Raw genomic sequence first — 17142 nt, forward strand, 5'->3', positions numbered from 1 at the left:
ATGGCCATTTCATCCCGACCTGACGCGCCCGCGGGGCTGCGCGCCCTGCGCTGGCCCTTGCGGCTGACATGGGCAGGGATGCTTGCCGAATACCTGACGCGCGCCCTCTGGCCCTTGCTGGCGGTGATCTTCGCCGTGCTGGCGGTGCTGATGCTGGGCCTTCACGACATGGTCTCGATCGAGGCGGTCTGGGGCGGTGCTGTGGTCAGCGGGCTGGGGACAATCGGGGCGTTGGTCTATGCGTTCCGGCGGTTTCGTCTGCCGACCCGCACGCAGGCCCTTGCGCGGCTTGATGCCAGCCTGCCGGGGCGTCCGATACAGGCGTTGATGGACGACCAAGCCATCGGTCACGGCGATGCCGCGTCGGCGGCGGTCTGGGCCGCGCACCAGAAGCGCATGGCCCAGCGGGCGTCGGGGGCGCGTGCGGTGCCCGGCAACCTGCAGGTGGCGCGGCACGATCCCTTTGCCCTGCGCTATGTGGCGCTGACTGCCTTTGTCGTTGCACTGCTGTTCGGGTCGATCTGGCGCGTGGGTTCAGTCGCCGAGATGACACCGGGCGGCGGCGGGTTGGCCACCGGGCCGGTGTGGGAAGGCTGGGCCGAAAGCCCGCGCTACACGGGGCGCCCCACGATCTATCTGAATGACATCCCAGAGGGATCGCTGAAACTGCCCGCTGGCAGCCTGATCACCCTGCGCCTTTATGGCGAGGTCGGCGCGCTGACCGTGGCCGAGACCGTCTCGGGCCGGGTTGGCGATGTGCCGCCCGCCTCGGGGGCTGCGCATGATTTCACCGTAACGCAAAGCGGCAACATCTCGGTCAGTGGTCCCGGCGGGCGCAGCTGGCAGGTGGCCGTTTTGCCCGATGCAGCACCGCAGGTCGAGATTCTGGATGATCCCGAAAGTGCCGCCCTGGGCGAGATGACCTTGCCCTTTGGCGCCAGCGACGACTATGGCGTCGAGGCGGGCGAGGCGCGGATCGCGCTGAACCTCGACAACGTCGAGCGCAGATACGGTCTGACCCCGGTTCCCGAAGAACGCCCCGAGATCATTGTGCCCCTGCCGATGCCCATCGCCGGAGACCGCCGTGCGTTCGAGGAGAACTTTGTCGAGGATTTCTCGGAACACCCTTGGGCCAACCTGCCGGTGACGATCACGCTCAGCGTGCTGGACGCCGCCGAGCAGCAAACGGAATCGGTGCCGCGCGACATCACCTTGCCCGGTCGCCGCTTCTTTGATCCGCTGGCGGCGGCGATCATCGAGATGCGCCGCGATCTGCTCTGGAACCGCAGCAATGCGGAACGCAGCGCGCAAGTGTTGCGGGCCGTCAGCTACAAGCCCGACGAGATTTTCCGCAAGGAAACCCTGTATCTGCAATTGCGCCAGGCGATCCGCCAGATGGAAACGCTGGCCAACTACGGCATGACGGACGAGCAGCAACAAGAGCTGGCCGATGATCTGTGGGACCTTGCCATTGAGTTGGAAGAGGGCGATCTGGCCGATGCGCTTGACCGGATGCGCCAGGCACAGGAACGGCTGGAACAGGCCATGCGCGAAGGGGCGTCCGAGGCCGAGATTGCCGAGCTGATGAATGAATTGCGCCGCGCGACCGAGGATTACCTCAAGCAGCTTGGCGAACAGGCACAGCGCGAGGCGCAGCAGAACGGCGACCAGCAGCAAAGCCCGCAGGACGGCATGCAAATGACGCAGGACGATCTGCAGCGCATGATGGACGAGATTCAGGAGCTGATGGAGCAGGGCCGCATGGCCGAAGCCGAAGAGGCGCTGCGCGAGCTTCAGGAGATGATGGAGAACATGCGTGTCACCCAAGGGCAGGGCCAGAACGGTCAAAGCCCCGGTGAACAGGCGATGGAAGGTCTGTCAGAGACTCTGCGCGACCAGCAGGGCCTGAGCGATGAGGCGTTCCGCGATTTGCAGGAACAGTTCAACCCCGATGCGCAGGCTGGCGAAAGCCAGGGCAATCGCGGCCGCAGCGGCAATCAGGGCCAAGGCCAGCAGCACAGCGAGGGCGAAGGCGGCGAAGGCGAAGGCGGCAGCGAGGGCGCGCAAAACGGCCAGCAGAACGGGCAGCAGCAGGGCCAGGGCGAGAGCCAGGGTGCAGGATCACTTGCGGATCGCCAGCAGGCGCTGCGTGACGAGCTGAGCCGCCAGCAAGGTAACATGCCCGGTGCTGGCACGCCCGAAGGCGACGCCGCGCGCGAGGCACTGGAGCGCGCGGGCCGCGCGATGGAAGGGGCCGAAGAGGCATTGCGTGAGGGCGACAACGCCGGGGCCATCGACAATCAGGCGCAGGCCATGGAAGCGCTGCGCGAGGGCATGCGCGCCCTGGGCGAGGCGATGGCGCAGCAAGAGCGCGACAGCCAGCCGGGGCAGGGCACAGCCGAAGGCGACCGCCGCGCCGATGCGCGCGATCCCCTGGGCCGCACGCCGGGGGCCAATGGCGGCACCGGCACGGAAGAGGGGCTGTTGCAGGGCGAAGACGTCTATCGCCGGGCGCGCGAGCTGCTGGATGAAATCCGCCGCCGCTCTTCGCAGGGGGAACGTCCGCAAGTTGAATTGGACTATCTGGAACGGCTGCTGGACCGCTTCTGAGGACGGGCCGGGGCCTGAGCCGCGTCAACGGGCCCTATTGCTGGGCTTCAGCCGTTGTATCCAGCCAGGTCAGCAGGCTGGTCACCTGACTGTCCAGCCAGACCCGTCCCTGATCGACCGTGCCGACATAACCCGCCATCACCGGTTCGGCTGCGGGCACCGCGTCTATGATCTGCGGGCTGTAGATATAGGCCGCAGCAAAGATCGCCACGATCAGCAATGAAGTGAAAAAACCCCGGCGGAAGCCGCGTTTCTTGCGTTCGCGCACGGGCGCGTCAGAGGCCGTGTCGCCTTTGGAAATCTGGCGGTCGCCGGTGGACCGCAGGGTCGAATTGATCTCTTCGATATCGGGGAGCAGGTCGCGGCGCGTGCTGGCAGCAGCGGCTGCGGCGGCAGCTTCGGCGGCGGATGTATCTGCGGGCGGCTCTTGTCCGCGCATCTTTGCCATCCTGTCGCGGGCTTCGCGGGCACGGCGCGCGGATTCCTGCGTCTCGGTTTCGACAGGGCGTTCTTCGACGCTGTCGCCCAGGCCCAGATCGGGCTGGCTTTCAAGCGCTTCGCTCTGGCGCACACGGCTTTCGGCTTCGGCCTCTTCGCGCAGGATGCCGGAAATGGCAGGGTCCAGCGTGCGGCGCTTCGGCTCGGGCGTGGGGGCGCGTTCTTCCTCGGCCGCGGGCGCATCGGGGTGCGGGGCCGGATCATCATCGCCGTCCATGTCCGAGGGCATGTGGTCAGGATGGCTTTGAAACCAGGTCTGTCCGCAGTCAGAGCATTGCACGTCCCGACCTTCGGACGGAATGACCTCGTCCGGAACCTCGTATTGTGCATCGCAATTTGGACAAACCAGCCGCATACCGCCTAGAACTCCCCGTGTTTCAACCGTTACTCGTCCTGTAGCACAGGATATGGCGTTGATCATGCGCAGAAAAGTGCAATCTGTCCTAGACCCCTATTGCAACGCGCATTGAAACCGCACCGATGCTAAGGCACAACAGGTGCATTATGCGGGGTACGATGTGATCGAGTTAGAAAATGTAGCGTACAGCTATGGCGGCGGTGAGCTGTTGTCGGATGTTTCCGTCAAATTGGCGCCGGGATCGTTCCACTTTCTGACGGGGCCTTCGGGCGCCGGCAAGACGACACTGCTCAAGCTGTGCTACGGGGCCTTGCTGCCTTCGGCGGGAACCGTGCGGCTCCTGGGGTCGGATGTGCGCACGCTGGAGCGAGACGACATTGCCATGATGCGCCGCCGGATCGGGGTGGTGCATCAGGACGTGCAGTTTCTGGACCACTTGCCGGTGTCCGAGAACATCGGACTGCCGTTGACGGTATCGGGGCGCGGCACTGCAGCCGAAAACGCCGATCTGGATGAATTGCTGGCCTGGGTCGGGCTGAGCGCGCGGGCAAGCGGCCTGCCTCCCGAACTTTCTGGCGGCGAGCGGCAGCGGGCTGCATTGGCCCGCGCGGTGATCATGTCGCCGGATATCGTTCTGGCGGACGAGCCGACCGGCAACGTCGATTGGGAGATGTCGCAACGTTTGCTGCACCTGCTAATCGAGCTGAACCGCATGGGAAAGACGGTGCTGATTGCCACCCACGATCTTTCGCTTATTCGTGCGGCCAAGGCGCAGGTGCAGGCGCGCGTCCTGCGCATCGCCAACCGGCGCATCCAGCTTGCGGGGGCGGATCTGTGAAGATGAAACTGACGCTGAATGCCCTGCAATCGCTGACTTCGGTGGACCGTCAGGCCGACCGTGTCGTGCCGCCCTCTGGCTTTACCGCGCGGTTGACCGTTTTCGCTGCCGGTGCGATGGCGTTCCTGGCGGTTTTTGCGCTGGCGCTGTCCATGGCGACGGGCCGTCTGGCCGATCAATGGAGCGCTGAACTTGCGCGCACCGCCACCCTGCGCATTGTGGCCCCGCTGGACCAGCGCGCGGCCCAGACCGAGGCGGCGCTGTCCGTCTTGCAGACCACGGCGGGTGTCGAAAGCGCCCGCGCGCTGAGCGATGAAGAGCAAGCCGAGCTTCTGGCCCCCTGGTTCGGCCCCGAAGTGTCCCTTGAGGGGCTGCCGGTGCCGCGCCTGATCGAGATCATCGAAACGCCCGACGGGATCGACGCGGCAGGCCTGCGGCTGCGGCTGTCTGCCGAAGTGCCGGGTGCGGTTCTGGACGATCACAGCCGCTGGCGCGCACCTCTGGTCAAGGCGGCGTCGCGGCTGCGGTTGCTGGGGTGGATCGCTACGGGACTGATTGTGGCAACGGTTGCTGCGATGGTGACACTGGCCGCGCAGGCAGCACTTGCCGCCAATGCGCAGGTGATCGCGGTGCTGCGTCTGGTGGGCGCGACCGACCGCTATATCGCGCAGGCGTTCATCCGGCGCTTTACCTTGCGCGCATTGGCGGGGTCGGCGGCGGGTGTCGTCGTGGGCATCGTCGCGGTGTTGCTTATGCCATCGGGCAGCGGCGAGATGTCCGGTTTCCTTACCGGGCTGCGGTTTCAGGGGCTGGGCTGGGCTGTGCCCTTCGTGATCCCGCCGCTGACGGCGCTGGTGGCCTTTCTTGCCACGGGAACGGCGGCCCGCCGCACATTGGAGAACCTGTCGTGATTGTAATCCAATGGCTGCGCTCGCTGATCTTCGTGGTGCAGATCTACTTTGCCATGCTGGTGATTGGCATCGTCTTTGCCCCCTATGCAATGTTCAGCCGCGCAGGCGCGCGCGCGGCTTGCAAAACCTGGTGCAAATGGGTGTTCTGGTCGGCGCGTTGGATGGTCGGCATCCGCACCGAGGTGCGCGGCCCCGTGCCCACGGGCGACGTCATGATCGCCGCCAAGCATCAGTCGTTTCTGGACATCATGCTGATCTTTCACGCGGTGCCTAAGGGCAAGTTCATCATGAAACGCGAGATCCTGTGGACCCCGATCATCGGTCTTTACGCCAAGGGCATCGGCTGCATTCCAGTGTCGCGCGGCAAACGTGGGCTTGCGATCAAGAAGATGGTGCGCGACGTCGATGCGGGCCGTCTCGAGGCGGGGCAACTGATCATTTATTCCCAAGGCACACGCGTGGCACCGGGGGTCAAGGCCCCCTACAAGGTCGGCACGGCGGTGCTCTATACCGAACTGGGGCAGCCTTGCGTGCCCGTGGCCACCAATGTCGGCGTGTTCTGGCCGCGCAAGGGGATCATGCGCAAACCGGGGCTGGCGGTGGTCGAATTTCTGCCCACGATGCCCGAGGGCTTGCCGCGCGAGGCGTTCATGGCCGAGCTTCAACAGACCGTCGAAGCGAAATCCGATGCGCTGCTGGCCGAAGCAGGGTTCGAACCCGAAAGGCTCACGCAATGAACTGGATCGCGAATGAAGCCGCCCTTGCGGCGCTCTACGGAACGCCGGGCCAGCCTGCGCTGCGCAAGGTTTCGGATCACCTTACACCGCTTTATCGCAAATGGATCATGGCTTCGCGGTTTTGCGTGCTGACCACTGTGGGCGCGGCCGGCACAGACGGCAGCCCGCGTGGCGATGATGGCCCTGTGGTGCTGGAACTGGACCCGCAGACGTTGGCCATGCCGGATTGGCGAGGCAACAATCGTCTGGATTCGCTGCGCAATATCGTGACCGACGGGCGCGTGTCGCTGATGTTCATGGTACCGGGATCGACCACGGTGGTGCGGGTGAACGGTCAGGCCCGCCTGACCGATGACGCCGACCTGCGTGCGCGGTTTGCGGCAGGCAAGGCTGTGCCTGCCACCGTCATCGTGATCCGCATCGCCGAAATCTACACCCAATGCGCCCGCGCCGTGATGCGCGCGGATCTCTGGGCGCGCGACGACAGCGCCGATTTGCCCCGTCCGGGTGAGATACTGGCCGAGGTCACGGAAGGCGAAGAGGGCGGCGCGGCCTATGATGCTGCATGGCCCAAGCGGGCAAGCGAGACGATGTGGTGAGGTATCGCGGCGTTGCTGCGGTAACGGTTTGCTTACCCTGTTGATGCTAGGCTGGCCCGGTCGCACACCGCGCCGGAGCTTGCCGTTGATATGCTCAATTCATTTTATGCAGGGCTGCTGGCCAGTGGTTTCGTTCTGTCTGCATGCGCCGAAACGGCCCAGGATGTCGCTCCGGCGCAAGTGTCGACAAAAGAGTACGATCGCCTGACCTGCCGCCAGATTGCCAAGGAAGCGATGCGTGTCACCCAGGAAGCCCAAGCCGTTTCGGTCAAGCAGAACGAAGTGGCCAAGCGCGATGCTGTTGCCAAAGGTGTCGCATGGGCGGTGCTTGGGCCTGCCGCGTTGCTGATCAAGACGAACGAGCTCCACGCCACAGAACTGGCCCGTCTGAAAGGTGAGTTGAACGCGTTGGAGCAAGTCTCGGGGCACAAGAATTGCGGCATTACGTTCCAGAAGGCACGGGCTGCCGCCTCCGGGTAGACCGATATGAAAAAGGCGCACCCTCGGGCGCGCCTTTCTCGACTTTCCTCGATAGGGAAAAATCACATGTGGATCGGGCCGTCACCACAGGCCAATGCCGCCTCGCGCACCGCTTCCGAGAATGTCGGGTGGGCGTGGCAGGTCATCGCCAGATCTTCGGCGGAGGCGCCGAATTCCATCGCCACGCAGACCTCGTGGATCAGATCGCCTGCGCCCGGGCCGATGATGTGGCAGCCCAGGATGCGGTCGGTTTCCTTGTCGGCCAGGATCTTCACAAAACCCTCGCCCGCAAACACGGCCTTGGCGCGGGCGTTGCCCATGAAGCTGAACTTGCCGACCTTATAGGCGCGGCCCGCCTCCTTCAGCGTGGCTTCGGTCTCGCCGACATTGGCGACCTCGGGGTGCGTGTAGATCACGCCGGGGATCACGCCATAGTTCACGTGACCATGTTTGCCCGCGACCTGTTCGGCAGCGGCCATGCCCTCGTCTTCGGCCTTGTGGGCCAGCATCGGCCCCTCGATCACGTCGCCGATGGCATAGACGCCCGGCACCTTGGTCTGCCAATCCTTGCCGACCTTGATCTGACCGCGCTGGGTCATCTCGACGCCCAGCCCCTCGAGGCCCAGACCATCGACGAAGGGTTTGCGCCCGGTCGAGACCAGAACCACATCGGCGTCCAGCACGGCCTCGCTGTCGTCCTTGCGCAGTTTGTAATGCACCTTGGCCTTGGATTTGGTCGCCTCGGTCTTTTGCACGGCAGCGCCCAGGATGAATTTTAGACCCTGCTTGGTCAGCATCTTCTGGAACGTCTTCTGAACTTCGGGGTCCATGCCGGGGGTGATCGTGTCGAGGTACTCAACCACGGTCACCTCGGTCCCCAGGCGCGCATAGACGCTGCCCAGTTCCAGCCCGATGACGCCCGCGCCGATCACGACCATGGATTTCGGAACCTTGTTCAGTTCCAGTGCGCCGGTCGAGGTGACGACAACCTGTTCATCGACTTCGACGCCGGGCAGCGATGCCGCTTCGGAGCCTGTCGCGACGATGATGTTCTTGGCCTCGTGGACCTCGTCGCCGACCTTGACCTTGCCCGCCTCGGGGATCGAACCCCAGCCCTTGAGCCAGTCGATCTTGTTCTTCTTGAACAGGAATTCGATGCCCTTGGTGTTGGTGTCGATGGTGGACTGCTTGTAGGTCAGCATCTGTTTCCAATCGACCGAGGGGCTTTTGCCCTTCAGGCCCATGTCGGCAAAGTTGTGCTCTGCCTCGTGCAGCATGTGGGATGCGTGCAACAATGCCTTGGACGGAATGCAGCCGACGTTCAGGCAGGTGCCGCCCAATGTCTCGCGGCCTTCGACGCAGGCCACTTTCAGGCCCAGTTGCGCGCAACGGATTGCGCAGACATAGCCGCCGGGGCCGGAACCGATGATGATGACGTCGTAGGATGCCATGAGGTCTTCTCCTTGGTCGATTTAGCCCCTCTGGCCGGTATCGGGCCTGATGTCGGGGTTTCTCGTGAGGCTGGTAAGCCGTTATTCGTGGGGGCCGTCGGGCCCGGTGTGTGCGGGCGCGTCCCTAGATCAGGGAGGCGATGAAAAGCGTGGCGACCGATACCATGGCCACCAGCCAGATATAGGACCGCCAAGGCTGCCACCCCAGCGCATAGGCTGGGATATAGAGCGCGCGGGCGGCCAGATAGATCCATGCGGTCCACAGGGTGACCGTGCTGGGCTGTTCTGTAAGGTGGATCAGCAGTACGGCGGCAGCGAAGAACGGGAACATCTCAACGTTGTTGTCGTAGGCCCGCAGCATCCGCCCGGTGGTCTTGCGCATCGGACGGCTGGGCTCTCGGTCGCGGGGGCTGGTGGTATAGCCCGGCCCGACATCCATATTCGCCATGGTCGAGGCAACCACGAACTGCGCGATGTGCAGCAGGCCCGCGAGGGCGATGGTCAGCAGGATCGGGGTCATTTCAACATGCTCCTGAAAGGCAGATGCGTCGGCATTGCCGACCAGCGCCTTGCGTTAGATGCAGGGCGCTGGCCTGTGGTTTCATGGTCTTTACAGATCCATCAGCAACCGGCGGGGATCTTCCAGCGCTTCCTTGACGCGCACCAGGAAGGTCACGGCGCCCTTGCCGTCCACGATGCGGTGATCATAGCTGAGCGCCAGGTACATCATTGGGCGGATCACCACCTGACCCTTGATCGCCATCGGGCGGTCCTGGATCTTGTGCATGCCCAGGATACCCGATTGCGGCGGGTTCAGGATCGGCGAGGACATCAGCGAGCCATAGACGCCACCGTTCGAGATGGTGAACGTTCCGCCCTGCATTTCAGCCATAGACAGTTTGCCGTCGCGCGCCTTGGCACCTTTTTCGGCGATGGCCTTCTCGATCCCGGCAAAGGACATTGCGTCGGCATCCCGGATTACCGGAACCACCAGACCCGTGGGCGTGCCTGCGGCGATGCCCATGTGGACGAAGTTCTTGTAGACCACATCGGTGCCGTCGATCTCGGCGTTGACCTCGGGCACTTCTTTCAGCGCGTGCACACAGGCCTTGGTGAAGAAGGACATGAAGCCCAGTTTCACGCCGTGTTTCTTCAGGAACAGGTCCTTGTACTCGTCGCGCAGCGCCATCACCTCGGTCATGTCGACCTCGTTGTAGGTGGTCAGCATCGCGGCGGTGTTCTGGCTGTCTTTCAGACGGCGCGCGATGGTCTGGCGCAGGCGGGTCATCTTCACCCGCTCTTCGCGCGACTCGTCGTCGGCAGAGACGGGTGCACGCGGCGCGGACGAGGCTTGCGGAGCGGGCGCGCTGCCTGCGGCAGCCACGGCCTTGGCCACGTCGTCCTTCATGATGCGCCCGTCGCGGCCTGATCCGGTGACCTGATCGCGGCTGATGCCTGCCTCGGCCATGGCTTTTTTGGCCGATGGTGCGTCCTCGACATCCTTGCCCGGTTTGCCGGTCGCCGTTGCCGCATCTGCGTTTTGCGCAGGGGCGGGTGCCGGCTCAAGCTCGCCGGAGGCGGAGCCCGAGATCACGCCCAGTTTGGCGGAGGCATCGACGGTAGTGCCCTCGGGGGCAGTAATCTCGGACAATACGCCGCCTGCGGGCGCCGGCACTTCGACGCTGACCTTGTCGGTTTCCAGCTCGCACAGCATCTCGTCCTGGCTGACGGTGTCGCCGACCTGCTTGAACCAGGTGCTGACTGTCGCCTCGGTGACGCTTTCGCCCAATGTGGGCACCATCACATCGACGCTGCCTGCGCTGTCGCCCGAGGTTTTTTCGGGGGCGGGTGCGCTCTCTTCTTTGGGCTTGGTGTCGGTCTTCGGAGCCTGCTCACCGGTCGTGTCTGCCTCGGCCTTGCCGCCTTCGGAGATGGTTGCGAGCAGGGCGTCGACACCCACGGTATCACCCTCGGCAGCGACGATCTCGCCCATCGTTCCTGCGACGGGGCTGGGCACTTCGACCGTCACCTTGTCGGTTTCCAGCTCGCACAGCATTTCGTCGACGGCCACTGCGTCGCCGGGTTTCTTGAACCACGTGGCGACGGTGGCTTCGGTCACGGATTCGCCCAGGGTGGGCACGCGGACATCGGTCATTGTTTCGATCCTTTGGTGGTCAGCGCCTCGTCAACGAGGGCGGCTTGTTGTGCTTTGTGCTGGCTGGCCAGACCCGTCGCAGGCGAGGCCGAGGTGGCGCGGCCAACGTATTCAGGGCGCGTGTGCTTGGCCTTGATCCGGCCCAGGACCCATTCGATGTTGGGCTCGATGAAGGTCCAGGCGCCTTGGTTCTTGGGCTCTTCCTGGCACCAGATCATCTCGGCGTCCTTGAAACGCTCCAGTTCCTTGACCGCGGATTGCGCGGGGAAGGGATAGTATTGCTCGAACCGCAGCAGATAGACGTCGTCGATGCCGCGCGCGTCGCGCTCTTCCAGCAGGTCATAGTAAACCTTGCCGGAACACATCACCACGCGCTTGATCTTGTCATCGGCGGCCAGCGTGGTTTCGGAATTGCCATGCTCGGCATCGTCCCAGAGCACGCGGTGGAACGACGATCCGGTCGTGAATTCCTCGGCCTTGCTGATTGCCAACTTGTGACGCAGCAGCGATTTCGGCGTCATCAGGATCAGCGGCTTGCGGAAGTCGCGGTGGATCTGGCGGCGCAGGATGTGGAAATAGTTGGCCGGCGTGGTGCAGTTGGCCACGATCCAGTTGTCCTGTCCGCACATCTGCAAAAACCGCTCCAGACGGGCGCTGGAGTGTTCGGGCCCTTGCCCCTCGAAGCCATGCGGCAGCAAGACCGTGAGGCCCGACATCCGAAGCCATTTGCTTTCGCCCGAGCTGATGAACTGGTCGAACATGATCTGCGCGCCGTTGGCAAAGTCGCCGAACTGCGCCTCCCAGATGGTCAGCGCGTTGGGTTCGGCCAGTGAATAGCCGTATTCAAACCCTAGCACCGCGTATTCCGACAGCATCGAGTCGATGGCTTCGTAGTGCGCCTGACCCTCGCGGATGTTGTTCAGCGGGTAATAGCGGTCCTCGTTGTCCTGGTTGATCAGGGCCGAATGCCGCTGGCTGAAGGTGCCGCGCGTGCTGTCCTGACCGGACAGGCGCACAGGATAGCCTTCGGTCAGCAGGGAGCCGAATGCGATTGCCTCGGCGGTGGCCCAGTCGAAACCGATGCCGCTTTCGAACATTGCTTTCTTGGCGTCCAGCAGCCGTTCGACCGTCTTGTGCAGGGGCACGCCCTCGGGGGCAGTGGTTAGCCCCTTGCCGACATCAGCCAGCGTCTCGGGCTTGATCGCCGTCTTGCCGCGCTGATAGCGCTTTTGCTTCATCTTATCCAGATGAGACCACTTGCCGTCCAGCCAGTCGGCCTTGTTGGGGCGGTATTCCTTACCGGCCTCGAACTCTTCGTTCATCTTGGCCTGGAACGCCGCCTTCATGTCCTCGATCTCGCCTTCGGGGATCAGGCCGTCCTTGACCAGACGGTCGGTATACAGCGTCAGCGTGGTCTTTTGCTGCTTGATCTTCTTGTACATCACCGGGTTGGTGAACATGGGCTCGTCGCCCTCGTTGTGACCAAAACGGCGGTAGCAGAAGATGTCGATCACGACGTCCTTGTGGAACTTCTGGCGGAACTCGGTGGCCACCTTGGCGGCGTGCACCACGGCCTCGGGGTCGTCGCCGTTGACGTGGAAGATCGGCGCCTCGACCACCAGCGCATTGTCGGTGGGATAGGGCGACGAGCGCGAAAAGTGCGGCGCCGTGGTAAAGCCGATCTGATTGTTCACCACGATATGCATCGTGCCGCCGGCCCGGTGGCCGCGCAGGCCCGACAGGGCGAAACATTCGGCAACAACGCCCTGTCCGGCAAAGGCCGCATCGCCGTGCAGCAGGATCGGCATGACGCTGGTACGTTCAAGGTCGCCCCATTGGTCCTGCTTGGCGCGGACCTTGCCCAGCACGACGGGGTTCACCGCCTCGAGGTGCGAGGGGTTGGCCGTCAGCGACAGGTGTACCATATTGTCGTCGAACTGACGGTCCGATGAGGCACCAAGGTGGTATTTCACATCGCCGGATCCGTCGACATCTTCGGGCTTGAAGCTGCCGCCCTGAAATTCGTTGAAGATCGCGCGGTAAGGTTTCTGCATCACGTTGGCCAGAACCGACAGGCGGCCACGGTGCGGCATCCCGATTACAATTTCCTTGACGCCCAGGGCACCGCCGCGCTTGATCACCTGTTCCATTGCGGGGATCAGGCTTTCGCCGCCGTCCAGACCGAAGCGTTTTGTGCCCATGTATTTGACGTGCAGGAACTTCTCGAAGCCTTCGGCCTCGACCATCTTGTTCAGGATCGCCTTGCGGCCTTCCCGGGTGAACTGGATTTCCTTGCCCAGTCCCTCAATCCGTTCTTTTAGCCAAGCGGATTCGTCGGGATTGGAAATGTGCATGTACTGCAGGGCAAAAGTGCCACAATAGGTACGGTTTACGATGTCCATGATCTGGCGCATCGTCGCGATTTCGAGGCCCAACACATTGTCGATGAAGATCGGACGATCCATGTCGGCGTCGGTAAATCCGTAGGATTTCGGGTCCAGCTCGGGGTGCGGAACCTTGTCGCGCATGCCCAAGGGATCAAGATCGGCGACGAGGTGCCCGCGGATGCGGTAGGCGCGGATGATCATCAGCGCGCGGATGCTGTCCAGCACGGCGCGTTTGACCATCTCGTCGCTCAACTCGACGCCCTTGTCGGCGGCCTTGGCCTTGATCTTGTCGCCAGCCCCTTTGACCTCGGGCTCGGGCGCCCATTCACCGGTCAGCGCAGCAGTCAGGTCATCACCCGGCATCGGCGGCCAGTCGGCGCGCGCCCAGCTGGGGCCCGCGGCTTCGGCTTTGACGTTGCTGCCTTCGTCGCCCATCGCCTTGAAAAAGGCCTGCCAGGCTTCGTCCACCGCGCTAGGGTCGTTGGCATAGCGGGCATACATCTGTTCAAGGTATTCCGCGTTATGCCCCTGCATGAAGGACGAAGCGTGGAACTGGTCGTTGGCGGGGTGGTCGGTCATTAAAGTACCTCACGAAGGTTGGGACCGTGTGCGTTGGTGCCGGGTTCGGATGCGACGAGCGTTTGGCCAAGAACGGTCGCTGTCGTCATCAAAGTTACGAAGAGCATAATGAGGTGGAGTGGGATCAGGATAAGTGCGGCAACGAACCACAAAAGCAGAGCGATAAGGCCGCCACCCACCAAGCCGATTGCCAAGCCGGCCCACAGGAAGACCTGATAGCCGAGCCAGAGGATCACAAAGGGGGCGAAGGGGTAAAAAGCCTGTACGCCGTCGAACCCCGCGTCATTGAGACGGCGAGAAGTCGCCAGAAGAAGGGGAAGGGCGGTGACAAACAGTACCGCAAGTTTCGCCATCCCATGCCAAGGATGCACCTCCAGCCAATCGACTTGCGACGCATACAATACAGGCGGCAGCAAGGCTATTGGCAGGAACTGCCAATATGCCTTGCGGGCCACGCGCCCCTTGAAGCGGAACACGGCTAAAATGCCGGAAGGTATGTTGTTTGCGCCCTCCACAATTACCCCTTGTCGATCGCTTCCTTGACCGCTTCGCCCAGTGTCGCGGGGCTGTCTGCCACCACGATCCCGGCTTCGCGCATCGCGTTGATCTTGCTTTCCGCGTCGCCTTTGCCACCGGCGACGATGGCGCCCGCGTGGCCCATGCGGCGTCCGGGAGGGGCAGTGCGGCCCGCGATGAAGCCTGCAGTGGGTTTCCAGCGGCCCTTCTTGCGCTCGTCGGCCAGGAACTGCGCCGCTTCTTCTTCGGCGGAACCGCCGATTTCACCGATCATGATGATCGACTGGGTTTCTGGATCGGCCAGGAACATTTCCAGCACGTCGATATGCTCGGTGCCCTTGACGGGGTCGCCGCCGATGCCCACGGCCGAAGACTGGCCGAGGCCCATGTCGGTTGTCTGTTTCACAGCCTCATAGGTAAGCGTGCCCGAGCGCGAAACAACACCCACCGAGCCGCGCTTGTGGATGTGGCCGGGCATGATGCCGATCTTGCAGGCGTCCGGCGTGATGACACCGGGGCAGTTGGGGCCGATCAGGCGGGATTTGGACCCTTCCAGCGCGCGTTTGACACGCATCATGTCCAGAACCGGAATGCCTTCGGTGATGCACACGATCAGCGGCATTCCCGCGTCGATCGCCTCGAGAATCGAATCCGCTGCGAAGGGGGGCGGCACGTAGATCACCGATGCGTTGGCTTCGGTGACGTGCATCGCTTCGTGGACCGAGTTGAAGACCGGCAGGTCCAGATGGGTCTGCCCGCCCTTGCCCGGTGTCACGCCGCCGACCATCTTAGTGCCGTAGGCGATGGCCTGTTCGGTGTGGAATGTCCCCTGCGAGCCGGTCAGGCCCTGGCAGATGACTTTGGTGTTTTCGTCGATAAGAACGGCCATTTTGGTTTCCTTGCTTACGATCTGTCGGTTGTTTGCGATGTTTCTAGAACGGGCGCCCGACCCTGTGAGGTCGGCGCCCGATGATTGAGGTTGCAGGTGCGTGCGGCCTGCGGGCTGGGCCGCCGTTGGTCGCAGCCGTCTTGAACGGGGTATGCGTGACCGCGTGGATCAGGCTGTGCGAGACGCTCATTTGCTGTCCCCCGGAGCAATCGAGACCGGCAGGCGGTCGACAGCCATGAAGGTGCGGGTCGCTGCCCCTTGGGCCCGTGTGCCCACGTGCACGACGGCCACGCGCCCTTGCAGCAGTTCGCGCCCCTCTATCAATGCGGTGCCTGCCTGTGCCGCATGGGTGTCGGGCAGGGCGGTTGGCTGGCCAAAGACCGGCGGCGTTGCCATTTGGGCGCGCAACGCGTCGATTGCGGTCCGGGGCTGGTCGCCGGGCCACGACACTTCGCACCGCCGCTCGACGCCGCGGGGGGCATCGGCAGGGGCCTTTTCCAGCGTGGCATCCCAGAACACCAGCGTGAACGGCAGCGGCGTGCCTGCCAGCGCCTGCATGTTGGCACGGGCCTGCATTGATGTCTGCCCGGCCTGAAAGCAATAGGCGTTGAACGCCTGCATCGCGGCCTGCCCGTCGGCCATGACCGCGCTGGCCGTCCCGAAGGACAGCGCGACGGCAAGGGCAGCAGGGCAGTGACGGCGCATCAATTCAACGCTCCAGTGGGCGCATGGGAACATAGGAGGGCCCGGTCAAAAGCCGGAATGACGAAAAGCTTGCGCATGACATCGAACCTCCGTTTCGGCAAAAGACGGCTTGCGGGATGCGGTGCCAAACGGACCGCACCCCGCAAGCCTGTCAATCAGCCCTTGACCGCTTGCACGATCTTCTGTGCGCCATCCTTGAGGTCTTCGGCGGCGATCACATCAAGGCCAGAGTTGTTGATGATGTCCTTGCCCTGTTGCACGTTTGTGCCTTCCAGACGGACGACCAGCGGCACCTTCAGGCCCACTTCCTTGACTGCGGCCACGACGCCCTCGGCGATCACATCGCAGCGCATGATACCGCCGAAGATGTTCACCAGGATGCCCTTGACCTGCGGGTCGGAGGTGATGATCTTGAACGCTTCGGTCACTTTTTCCTTGGTCGCGCCGCCGCCTACGTCGAGGAAGTTGGCAGGCTCGGCCCCGTAAAGCTTGATGATGTCCATCGTGGCCATCGCAAGGCCGGCACCGTTGACCATGCAGCCGATTTCACCATCCAGCGCGATATAGTTCAGATCGTATTTCGAGGCTGCGAGTTCCTTGGGGTCTTCCTCGGTCTCGTCGCGCAGCTCGTTGATGTCCGCGTGCTTGTACATCGCGTTGCCGTCAAAGCTGACCTTGGCATCCAGCACCTTTAGGTCGCCGCCGTCGGTGACGATCAGCGGGTTGATCTCCAGCATCTCCATGTCTTTTTCCAGGAACGCCTTGTAGAGCAGACCCATCAGGCCGACGCATTGCTTGACCTGCTTGCCTTCGAGGCCCAGCTCGAACGCGATACGGCGGCCGTGGAATGCCTGATAGCCCGACGCGGGATCGACCGAAAAGCTCAGGATCTTTTCCGGTGTCGAGGCTGCGACTTCCTCGATGTCCATGCCGCCCTCGGTCGAGCATACAAAGCTGACGCGGCTGGTTTGACGATCCACCAGCAGGGCCAAGTAAAGTTCAGTCTCGATGCCCGAGCCGTCTTCGATGTAGATGCGGTTGACCTGTTTGCCTGCGGGGCCGGTCTGGTGCGTGACCAATGTGCGGCCCAGCATCTTCTTGGCTTCCTCGGCGGCCTCTTCGACCGATTTGGTCAGGCGCACACCGCCTTTTTCACCGGCGTCGGCTTCCTTGAAGTGCCCCTTGCCGCGTCCACCTGCGTGGATCTGCGCCTTGACCACCCACAGCGGGCCGTCCATTTCGGCTGCTGCGTTCTTGGCGTCTTCGGCTTTCAGCACGACGCGCCCGTCGGAAACGGGGGCACCATAAGAGCGAAGCAAGGCCTTGGCCTGGTATTCGTGGATGTTCATGACAAAGCGGTCCTGATTAGCTGCGGTTTAATTTGGCTCTATACGACCATGCATGAAGACAGCGTAAACTGCAAAATTGC

Annotated in this window: 15 protein-coding genes; 6 read left to right on the top strand and 9 right to left on the bottom strand. The window is 63.3% G+C overall.

Translation table 11 applies throughout. The features are described from left to right. Nucleotides 1-2610, top strand: a complete 2610-nt coding sequence (locus NTA49_RS12665; protein ID WP_258295161.1) for a TIGR02302 family protein — start codon at nt 1-3, stop codon at nt 2608-2610. 34 nt (nt 2611-2644) lie between these two features. Here the strand turns inward: NTA49_RS12665 and NTA49_RS12670 are convergent, their stop codons facing one another. After that, on the bottom strand, nt 2645-3463 hold the full coding sequence (locus NTA49_RS12670) for a zinc-ribbon domain-containing protein (protein ID WP_261368295.1): 819 nt from the start codon (nt 3461-3463) through the stop codon (nt 2645-2647). 163 nt (nt 3464-3626) lie between these two features. Between NTA49_RS12670 and NTA49_RS12675 the strand changes: the two genes are divergently transcribed. The 5 genes from NTA49_RS12675 (at nt 3627) to NTA49_RS12695 (ending at nt 7031) form a co-directional block, all read left to right on the top strand. Beyond that, entirely contained in the window at nt 3627-4304 is a 678-nt protein-coding gene (locus NTA49_RS12675; RefSeq protein ID WP_258295163.1) for a cell division ATP-binding protein FtsE, read from the top strand. 2 nt (nt 4305-4306) lie between these two features. Beyond that, nucleotides 4307-5215 (top strand): cell division protein FtsX, encoded by a 909-nt coding sequence (locus tag NTA49_RS12680; RefSeq protein ID WP_258295164.1) that lies wholly within the window; start codon nt 4307-4309, stop codon nt 5213-5215. Between the two features lie 53 nt (nt 5216-5268). After that, nucleotides 5269-5952, top strand: a complete 684-nt coding sequence (locus NTA49_RS12685) for a lysophospholipid acyltransferase family protein (RefSeq protein WP_261368310.1) — start codon at nt 5269-5271, stop codon at nt 5950-5952. Then, nucleotides 5949-6551, top strand: coding sequence for a pyridoxamine 5'-phosphate oxidase family protein (locus NTA49_RS12690; protein ID WP_258295166.1), 603 nt, complete (start codon nt 5949-5951; stop codon nt 6549-6551). Before NTA49_RS12685 ends, NTA49_RS12690 begins: the two co-directional genes overlap by 4 nt. A 90-nt stretch (nt 6552-6641) precedes the next feature. Continuing rightward, nucleotides 6642-7031: a hypothetical protein gene (locus NTA49_RS12695; protein ID WP_258295167.1), complete on the top strand. Its 390-nt coding sequence runs from the start codon at nt 6642-6644 to the stop codon at nt 7029-7031. Nucleotides 7032-7093: 62 nt separating this feature from the next. Here NTA49_RS12695 and lpdA read toward each other — a convergent pair whose 3' ends face one another. The 8 genes from lpdA to sucC all read right to left on the bottom strand — a co-directional run bounded on the left by lpdA (nt 7094) and on the right by sucC (nt 17062). Beyond that, the gene (lpdA, locus tag NTA49_RS12700; RefSeq protein WP_258295168.1) at nt 7094-8482 is read right to left on the bottom strand and encodes a dihydrolipoyl dehydrogenase; all 1389 of its coding nucleotides are present in this window, start codon (nt 8480-8482) and stop codon (nt 7094-7096) included. Between the two features lie 124 nt (nt 8483-8606). Continuing rightward, a complete protein-coding gene (locus NTA49_RS12705) occupies nt 8607-9002 on the bottom strand; it encodes an MAPEG family protein (protein WP_258295169.1) in 396 nt (131 codons plus the stop codon). A 90-nt stretch (nt 9003-9092) separates the two neighbouring features. After that, complete coding sequence (gene odhB / locus NTA49_RS12710) at nt 9093-10637, bottom strand: 2-oxoglutarate dehydrogenase complex dihydrolipoyllysine-residue succinyltransferase (RefSeq protein WP_261368296.1); 1545 nt, start codon at nt 10635-10637, stop codon at nt 9093-9095. Continuing rightward, nucleotides 10634-13603: a 2-oxoglutarate dehydrogenase E1 component gene (locus NTA49_RS12720; protein WP_258295170.1), complete on the bottom strand. Its 2970-nt coding sequence runs from the start codon at nt 13601-13603 to the stop codon at nt 10634-10636. The genes odhB and NTA49_RS12720 overlap by 4 nt, the downstream gene beginning before the upstream one ends. Beyond that, nucleotides 13603-14118, bottom strand: coding sequence for a DUF805 domain-containing protein (locus NTA49_RS12725; protein ID WP_258295171.1), 516 nt, complete (start codon nt 14116-14118; stop codon nt 13603-13605). Before NTA49_RS12725 ends, NTA49_RS12720 begins: the two co-directional genes overlap by 1 nt. A gap of 2 nt (nt 14119-14120) precedes the next feature. Continuing rightward, entirely contained in the window at nt 14121-15008 is an 888-nt protein-coding gene (gene sucD / locus NTA49_RS12730) for a succinate--CoA ligase subunit alpha (RefSeq protein WP_258295172.1), read from the bottom strand. Between the two features lie 186 nt (nt 15009-15194). Further along, nucleotides 15195-15713 (bottom strand): hypothetical protein, encoded by a 519-nt coding sequence (locus tag NTA49_RS12735; RefSeq protein ID WP_258295173.1) that lies wholly within the window; start codon nt 15711-15713, stop codon nt 15195-15197. 155 nt (nt 15714-15868) lie between these two features. After that, the gene (sucC, locus tag NTA49_RS12740; protein ID WP_258295174.1) at nt 15869-17062 is read right to left on the bottom strand and encodes an ADP-forming succinate--CoA ligase subunit beta; all 1194 of its coding nucleotides are present in this window, start codon (nt 17060-17062) and stop codon (nt 15869-15871) included. Nucleotides 17063-17142 lie beyond the last annotated feature (80 nt).

Source organism: Pseudosulfitobacter koreensis (assembly GCF_024733015.1).
Classification (GTDB): domain Bacteria; phylum Pseudomonadota; class Alphaproteobacteria; order Rhodobacterales; family Rhodobacteraceae; genus Pseudosulfitobacter; species Pseudosulfitobacter koreensis.

What these genes read in the sequence shown, in the direction of transcription:
- odhB (WP_261368296.1), bottom strand. Translation starts at nt 10,637, where the DNA reads ATGACCGATGTCCGCGTGCCCACCCTGGGCGAATCCGTGACCGAAGCC.
- NTA49_RS12680 (WP_258295164.1), top strand. Translation starts at nt 4,307, where the DNA reads ATGAAACTGACGCTGAATGCCCTGCAATCGCTGACTTCGGTGGACCGT.
- lpdA (WP_258295168.1), bottom strand. Translation starts at nt 8,482, where the DNA reads ATGGCATCCTACGACGTCATCATCATCGGTTCCGGCCCCGGCGGCTAT.
- sucD (WP_258295172.1), bottom strand. Translation starts at nt 15,008, where the DNA reads ATGGCCGTTCTTATCGACGAAAACACCAAAGTCATCTGCCAGGGCCTG.
- sucC (WP_258295174.1), bottom strand. Translation starts at nt 17,062, where the DNA reads ATGAACATCCACGAATACCAGGCCAAGGCCTTGCTTCGCTCTTATGGT.
- NTA49_RS12670 (WP_261368295.1), bottom strand. Translation starts at nt 3,463, where the DNA reads ATGCGGCTGGTTTGTCCAAATTGCGATGCACAATACGAGGTTCCGGAC.
- NTA49_RS12685 (WP_261368310.1), top strand. Translation starts at nt 5,269, where the DNA reads ATGCTGGTGATTGGCATCGTCTTTGCCCCCTATGCAATGTTCAGCCGC.
- NTA49_RS12720 (WP_258295170.1), bottom strand. Translation starts at nt 13,603, where the DNA reads ATGACCGACCACCCCGCCAACGACCAGTTCCACGCTTCGTCCTTCATG.
- NTA49_RS12705 (WP_258295169.1), bottom strand. Translation starts at nt 9,002, where the DNA reads ATGACCCCGATCCTGCTGACCATCGCCCTCGCGGGCCTGCTGCACATC.
- NTA49_RS12665 (WP_258295161.1), top strand. Translation starts at nt 1, where the DNA reads ATGGCCATTTCATCCCGACCTGACGCGCCCGCGGGGCTGCGCGCCCTG.
- NTA49_RS12690 (WP_258295166.1), top strand. Translation starts at nt 5,949, where the DNA reads ATGAACTGGATCGCGAATGAAGCCGCCCTTGCGGCGCTCTACGGAACG.
- NTA49_RS12735 (WP_258295173.1), bottom strand. Translation starts at nt 15,713, where the DNA reads ATGCGCCGTCACTGCCCTGCTGCCCTTGCCGTCGCGCTGTCCTTCGGG.
- NTA49_RS12695 (WP_258295167.1), top strand. Translation starts at nt 6,642, where the DNA reads ATGCTCAATTCATTTTATGCAGGGCTGCTGGCCAGTGGTTTCGTTCTG.